This is a genomic window from Neomicrococcus lactis (assembly GCF_014200305.1).
GTDB lineage: Bacteria > Actinomycetota > Actinomycetes > Actinomycetales > Micrococcaceae > Neomicrococcus > Neomicrococcus lactis.
Window position 1 is genome coordinate 2,649,025 of the sequence record NZ_JACHBL010000001.1, and the last position, 7,202, is coordinate 2,656,226.

Consider the following 7,202-nt stretch of genomic DNA (forward strand, 5'->3'; position numbering starts at 1 on the left):
CCCACTAAACTAGCTTCGTGACTTCAATTGCGTCCGCAACCCCAGAATTTGCCGCAGTCCCCGACGCTCCGGCGAGCGGCGACGTCGTACTCCTTGACGCTCTCGCAGCGGAACTTGAAGCGGCACGCTTTTACTACGACGACATCGAGGCGTTTCTTGGCGCCGATGGATTTCAGGCGCTCAACCGCGAGCAAGTGACGCCAGCGCGGCGGATCATCGTGCGCGAGTTCACGAAGCCCCGCCCGCATCCACTCGCGGTAGTGCTGAGCCTGTTCATCATTGGCGATGAAGTCAATGCCACCCTGGTGCGAGACGCCTTCCCGACCCTCGGCGTGGAGGGTCTCGAGGAACTGCGGCTCATCGAGTGGACGGATTTCGGCGTCAAAGCCACGGTTGACTTGCGTCCACACGCTTCCGAAGCGAACGAGATTTGGGTTGCGAGCGACCTGGGTCAGCTGCAAGCGCCGGGCGTTCTGCGCAACGACTATGTGCTGGGAATCGGGCAGGCATCGCTCACCCTCGCTCGTTTTGTGGACCGCTCGCCGGTCAAGAGCGCACTCGACGTGGGTGCCGGTTGCGGCATTCAGACGTTCCATTTGCTGGACCACTGTGAGCGCGTGGTGGCGACCGATATCTCGGACCGAGCGCTCGCGTACACCCGCTTCAACGTGCTGCTGAACCGCCGTGCGTGGAACCTTGAGCCGCAGGACGTGCGCCGCGGCGGCCGATTGCATTTGGTGAAGGGCGACATGCTCAAGCCCGTTGCTGGTCAACGCTTTGACTTGGTGGTGAGCAATCCGCCGTTCGTCATTACTCCGCGTGTACCGGGCGGCGACGTGTTTACCTACCGCGACGGCGGACTTCCGGGCGATCAGCTGGTGGGGGAACTCATTACGCAGGTTCCGAAGGTGCTGGTTCCTGGCGGCCAAGTGTTCATGCTGGCCAATTGGGAAATCGCGCACGCCGATGGCGGCGAAGCGGAACTCGATTGGAAGAAGCGCCCTCAAGAGTGGATTGCCGCTGCCCATCAGGGAGGGCAACCGCTGGATTCTTGGTTTATCCAGCGCGACCAAGCGAACGGACACGAGTACGCCGAGACGTGGCTCAAAGACGCCGCTGAAGCACGTGACCCGGAATTGTATGCCCAGCGCTACGGACAGTACTTGGACGACTTCGCCGCCCGCAACGTCTACGGCGTGGGATTTGGTATGGTCTGGCTCCGCGCGTTTGGCGGGGTCATTGAGCGCTACGAAGAAATTTTGCATCCGCTGGAGGAGCCCATCGGTCCGGCTTTCGCTGCCGCTGTAGAGCGCGCGGATGAAGCCGCGCAGTGGCAAGCGGCCGATGCCATGAAGGATCAGTATTTCGCGGTCCCAGATGATGTGACGGAAGAACGTCATCAGCGTCCGGGCGCAGAACACCCGAGTGTCATCCTGCTACGCCAGGGCGCTGGCTTCCGCCGCAGCACCATCTTGACGAGCGAGGCCGCCGGATTCGTGTCTGCGTGCGACGGTGATCTCAACGCGGGCGTGATCGCACAGGCCATCGCGACGCTCTCTCCGGACATTGCCGAAGAAGACGAAGCCGCCTTCGTGGAGAACTTGCTGCAGCAGATTGAGCACTTGTTCCTTATGGGATTTCTGCACGTCACCCACGGTTAATTCGTAAGGAAGCGGCTTCGCTTCTCGACAAGATACGAACATTCTTCGTCATCTTGAGGTGCACGTCACATTAAATGCGAAACAACCATTAGACTTTTCCCTCATGATGCAGAACAGTTCCGCCGGGACCACGGCGCTAGCTGAAGCGGTACGCAAAAATTCAGCGAACGCCGTCGTTATTTCGGATCCCCAGGCCATCCGGGCGCTCGCTCACGAGGCCCGGCTGGAAGCCTTGGAAGAACTCTTCGCATCTCAGGCCTCACGAACCGCAACGGAGCTTGCTGGACGGTGTCGACTGACGCCGAGCGCTATGAGCTATCACTTGCGCGCTCTGGAGAAGTACGGCTTCGTGATGCGCGCCCCGAGCGAGGGCGACGGACGCGAGCGACGCTGGCGCGCAGCCGGCGATCACCTCGTGGTTGGATCATTCCGCGAGTCATATGCGGCCAAGAATGCGTATTTGAGCGTGCAGCTCAACGCCTTCCGAGATCGCCTCACGAACGAAATCCAATTCCGCGAAAGCGAGCGTGCGGAGAATATTGAGCCGCCCGCGGACCGCGCACCGGTACTCACCACCGGCCTCATGTTCATGAATGAGGAGAAACAAAAGGAATTCATTCGGAAGATGTACGCGCTTGTCGAAGAGTACGAGCACATCTCCGGTCCCGAAGAGCGCTCCATTGGTGGCGAGCGCTTGTATTACATGCTTTCTTTGCTGCCAGAACGCTTGAACCGCAACGCCGGCGCCCCGGTTGAGGACGAGGATTTCAAAGAGGACGACGACGCCGAGGCTAGTTCCTAAGCTGACCCTTCGTACCGGTGGGCCTGAGGTTGGTGCGATACTGTCAACTGCGCAAGGACAACGGCTGTGTTGCGAACAAGTGCGCACATGCAGTTACCCTTGAAAACAAGCGTCTTGATTGAAAGATGCGCAGTTCAGGCAGTAAAGAGGAGTCAAGTGCCCGCAAAGGCCAAAGCACCCACAGGTCGCAAGCTCGTTATCGTCGAGTCTCCGGCGAAGAGCAAATCCATCGCAAAGTACTTGGGCGAGGGGTTCGACGTCGACGCTTCTGTCGGCCACATTCGTGACTTGCCTCAGCCGTCCGAACTGCCCGCTGAGCTCAAGAAAACCAGCATCGGCAAGTTCGCTGTAGACGTTGATAACGACTTCGAGCCGTACTACATGGTGTACCCGGACAAGAAGAAGCGCGTTGCCGAACTCAAAGCGAAACTGAAAGAGTCTGATGAACTCTTTCTCGCAACCGATGCGGATCGCGAAGGCGAAGCCATTGCATGGCACTTGTTGGAAGTATTGAAGCCCAAGGTGCCTGTGCACCGCATGACCTTCACGGAAATCACCAAAGAAGGTATTGCTCGCGCGCTTGAGAACATTCGTGACCTGGACACCGACTTGGTGGACGCTCAGGAAACTCGCCGCGTGCTGGACCGTTTGTACGGTTACGAGATTTCCCCAGTGCTGTGGCGCAAGGTTGCGCGCGGCCTGTCTGCCGGACGTGTGCAGTCCGTGGCCACCCGAATGGTGGTGGAGCGCGAGCGCGAACGCATGGCGTTCCGGTCTGCCAACTACTGGGATCTTTCCGGAACTTTCACCACCGAAAGCGCTGAATCCTTTACCGCGAAGCTGACCTCTTTGGATGGTCGCCGCGTTGCTGCCGGTCGCGACTTTGACGACAAGGGCAACCTGACCACCGGACGCAATGGCGCTGCGGTTCACCTCAATGAAGAGGCTGCGAGGTCGCTCGCTTACGCTCTGGAACGCGTGCCTTTTGAAGTCACGTCCGTTGAGAACAAGCCGTACACGCGTCGCCCAGCGGCACCGTTCACGACCTCAACCCTCCAGCAGGAAGCGTCCCGCAAATTGCGCTGGTCCAGCCGTTCTACCATGCAGGTGGCGCAGCGGTTGTACGAAAACGGCTACATCACTTATATGCGTACGGACTCGGTCTTCCTTTCGAACGAAGCAGTCAACGCTGCTCGTCGTCAGGCCACCGAACTCTACGGCGCAGCGTACGTTCCAAGCTCTCCACGTCTGTACAAGGCGAAGAACGATTCTGCACAGGAAGCTCACGAAGCAATCCGCCCAGCCGGTGACGCCTTCCGCCGTCCGCAGGACGTGCGCAGCTCACTGAGCGCCGATGAGTTCAAGCTCTACGAACTGATTTGGAAGCGCACCGTTGCCTCCCAGATGGCTGATGCCAAGGGTTCCACGGCCTCCGTACGTTTGGCGGGCACCTCTACTGCCGGTCAGAAGGCTGAGTTCTCCGCATCCGGTACCGTCATCACCTTCCCTGGCTTCATGGCTGCATACGAAGAGGGCAAGGACGTTGACCAGGAAGCTGCTCAGGAAGCGGAAGCGGAACGCCGTTTGCCGAACCTGAAGGTCGAAGAGTCGCTCACCAGCACCAACATCGAGGCCAGCGGCCACGACACTACGCCGCCAGCGCGCTACACCGAAGCCTCCATTGTGGCTGAGCTGGAAAAGCGCGAGATCGGCCGTCCTTCCACGTACGCGCCGACTATTTCCACCATCATGGACCGCGGCTACGTCACGAAGCGTGGCGGGGCCTTGGTTCCAAGTTGGATCGCGTTCTCCGTGATCCGTCTCCTCGAAGAGCACTTCGCGAAGTACGTGGACTATGAATTTACGGCACGTCTCGAAGATGACCTCGACGAGATTGCTGCCGGACACGTCAAGCGCACCGATTGGCTCAAGCGTTTCTACTTCGGTGGAGATGACCTTGAAGGTCTTGCCGCTGACGTGGAGAACCTTGGCGAAATCGATGCTCGTGCCATCAACTCGATCGAGATTGCTGACGGCATTGTGTTGCGCGTCGGCAAGTTCGGTCCGTACCTCGAGCAGGCGCTTCCAGCTGATGCTCCCGAAGGCACAGAGCCAGTACGTGCCAACGTGCCGGACGACTTGGCCCCGGATGAGCTGACCGCCGAGAAGGCTCTCGAACTCATGGCCTCCAACGGATCTGGCGAGCGCGTGCTCGGCGTGGATCCGTCCACCGGCCGTGAGATCGTGGCAAAGGATGGTCGTTACGGCGCCTACGTCACGGAAGTCATTCCTGAACTGACTGAAGAAGAGCTCGCTGCGATTCCGGTGGAGTACTACAAGAACGGCAAGCCAAAGCCGCCGAAGAAGCCGGTCAAAGAAAAGCCACGCACGGGTTCGCTCTTCAAGTCCATGAGCTTGGATTCGGTGACCTTGGAGGATGCTCTCAAGCTTCTGAGCCTCCCACGCGTTATTGGCGTGGACGCCGAAGGTGCTGAGATCACGGCTCAGAACGGCCGCTTTGGTCCATACCTGAAGAAGGGTTCTGATTCCCGCTCGTTGGCGACTGAGGACGAAATCTTCAGCACCACGTTGGAGAAGGCCCTCGAGATTTACTCGCAGCCGAAGCAACGTGGCGCCCGTCAGGCTGTCCCGCCGCTCGCTGAGTTCGGTCCTGACCCGGTCAGCGAAAAGAACATTGTGGTGAAGGAAGGCCGCTTCGGCGCCTACATCACCGACGGTGTCACCAACATCACCATTCCGCGCGATACCACTCTCGAGGAACTCACTCGCGAGCGTGCCATCGAATTGCTCGCCGACAAGCGCGCACGCGGTCCGGTGAAGCGCGGTGCCAAGGCTCCAGCTAAGAAGACCACGGCTGCAAAGAAGACGACGACGGCGAAGTCCACCGCAACCAAGTCCACGTCGGTAGCTCGCGCACCCAAGAAATAAGAGGCGAGTGTCTTCATGCGCTTGGGCGTTCTTGATATCGGTTCAAACACGGTTCACTTGTTGTTGGTCGATGCGCACCCAGGCGCACGTCCTGTGGCGTTCGCGTCCCACAAGCGTCCGCTGTCCCTCATTCGCTACCTCGACGCCAACGGCGCTATCAACGCTGAGGGTCAGAAGGAGCTGACGGACTTCGTGGCTGAGGCCGCGGACTTTGCACGGCGCCATAACGCTGAGGATTTCCTCGCGTTCTGTACGTCGGCTATTCGTGAAGCGGCGAACGGTCCAGAAGTGCTGGATCGCGTCACGAACGAAACCGGCGTGACGCTCATGGAGCTGACCGGTGAGCAAGAAGCCGCCGTGACGTACTTTGCCGTGCGCCGCTGGTTCGGCTGGAGCGCCAAGAACATCATGAACTTGGACATCGGTGGCGGCTCCATGGAACTTTCCATGGGCTGGGATGCTCTGCCCGCCGTCGCATACTCGGTGCCGCTGGGCGCCGGCCGGCTGACGCGTGACTTCTTGCCGGATGACCCGCCACGTCCTAAGGACGTCAAGGAACTGCGCAAGTACATCAAATCTGAACTCAAAGAGCCCGTTGCTGTGCTCAAAGAGTATGAGAAGCCCAAGCTCGTTGCAGCGACCTCCAAGACCTTCCGCAGCTTGGCGCGCATTTGTGGTGCCGCACCCAGTGCTGAGGGACCGTATGTGAAGCGCCTCTTGCGTCTCGAGGACTTGCGGCTCTGGAGCCGACGCCTCGAGGCCATGGTGGTGGAGGACCGTGCGCTGTTGCCAGGTGTCTCCGAAGTTCGTGCTCCGCAGGTTCTCGCTGGCGCGCTGGCCGCAGAGACCGTCATGGAAATGCTGGGTTTGGAACAAGTTCGTATCTGCCCGTGGGCGCTCCGCGAAGGCATCTTGTTACGCCGCTTTGACCACTTGATGGCCGAGAGTCGCGAAGCACTAGACGTTCCGGGCCCCGTGGGGAGTAATCTGCCATTAGGCGCGCAACCGCACGTACCGGGAACCCCAAACCCCGTAGGCCGCGCCGCACATCAGCATTAGGGGCGAGAAACGATGAGCGAAGAAAGCATGGACCAGCCGACCCAGCCACGCCACTACCCTGTTGCGCTCTCTAGCTCTTCGGTATATCCGCTGACGGTCGTGGACACCTTCTCCCTAGCCCGCGACGTGGGCTACGACGGCGTAGAAGTGATGGTGACGGGCAACAGCATCAGCCAGGATGCGAACCAGCTCATCAAGCTTTCCGAACGCTATGACCAGCCCATCGCGGCCATTCACGCTCCCACCCTGCTCTTGACGCAGCAAGTGTGGGGCAGCGCGTGGAACAAGATTGAGAAGTCCGCGATCATGGCCAAACAGGTCGGCTGCACCAACGTGGTGGCCCACCCGCCGTTCCGCTGGCAAGGCACCTACGCCACCCAATTCGCTGAGGGTGTGCGCCGCATTCAAGAGGAACACGGCGTGAAGATTGCCGTGGAAAACATGTACCCGTGGCGCGCTCGTGGCCGCGAAGCTCTCATGTACTTGCCGCACTGGAACCCCGTGACGCAGCCTTATGACTACGTGACGTGGGACTTTTCCCATGCGTCCATTGCAGATCACAATTCTTTGGAAGCCGTGCAAGATCTGGGCGAGCGGTTGACGCACGTACACTTGTGCGATGGCCACAACAACGCCAAAGACGAGCACTTGGTGCCCGGACGTGGCACTCAGCCAGTGAAGGAAACCCTCGAATACCTGCGGGATTCAGACTGGGATGGCGTGGTGGTAGT

The 7,202-nt window shown here is 59.8% G+C and carries 5 protein-coding genes; all 5 read left to right on the forward strand.

Going from position 1 to position 7,202, the window contains the following annotated elements; translation table 11 throughout:
- The first annotated feature begins 17 nt into the window (after positions 1 to 17).
- A complete protein-coding gene (locus BKA12_RS12040) occupies positions 18 to 1,661 on the forward strand; it encodes a DUF7059 domain-containing protein (protein WP_338087524.1) in 1,644 nt (547 codons plus the stop codon).
- A 103-nt stretch (positions 1,662 to 1,764) separates the two neighbouring features.
- A complete protein-coding gene (locus BKA12_RS12045) occupies positions 1,765 to 2,463 on the forward strand; it encodes an ArsR/SmtB family transcription factor (protein ID WP_183644253.1) in 699 nt (232 codons plus the stop codon).
- Positions 2,464 to 2,619: 156 nt separating this feature from the next.
- The gene (gene topA, locus BKA12_RS12050; RefSeq protein ID WP_183644255.1) at positions 2,620 to 5,412 is read left to right on the forward strand and encodes a type I DNA topoisomerase; all 2,793 of its coding nucleotides are present in this window, start codon (positions 2,620 to 2,622) and stop codon (positions 5,410 to 5,412) included.
- A gap of 15 nt (positions 5,413 to 5,427) precedes the next feature.
- Positions 5,428 to 6,471 (forward strand): Ppx/GppA family phosphatase, encoded by a 1,044-nt coding sequence (locus tag BKA12_RS12055; protein ID WP_183644258.1) that lies wholly within the window; start codon positions 5,428 to 5,430, stop codon positions 6,469 to 6,471.
- A 12-nt stretch (positions 6,472 to 6,483) separates the two neighbouring features.
- The coding region (locus BKA12_RS12060) for a sugar phosphate isomerase/epimerase family protein (protein ID WP_246361699.1) at positions 6,484 to 7,202 on the forward strand (719 nt) is incomplete at its 3' end.

Bases quoted from the DNA above. Each gene is read 5' to 3' on its own strand.
- BKA12_RS12045 (WP_183644253.1), top strand. From the start codon at position 1,765: ATGATGCAGAACAGTTCCGCCGGGACCACGGCGCTAGCTGAAGCGGTA.
- BKA12_RS12055 (WP_183644258.1), top strand. From the start codon at position 5,428: ATGCGCTTGGGCGTTCTTGATATCGGTTCAAACACGGTTCACTTGTTG.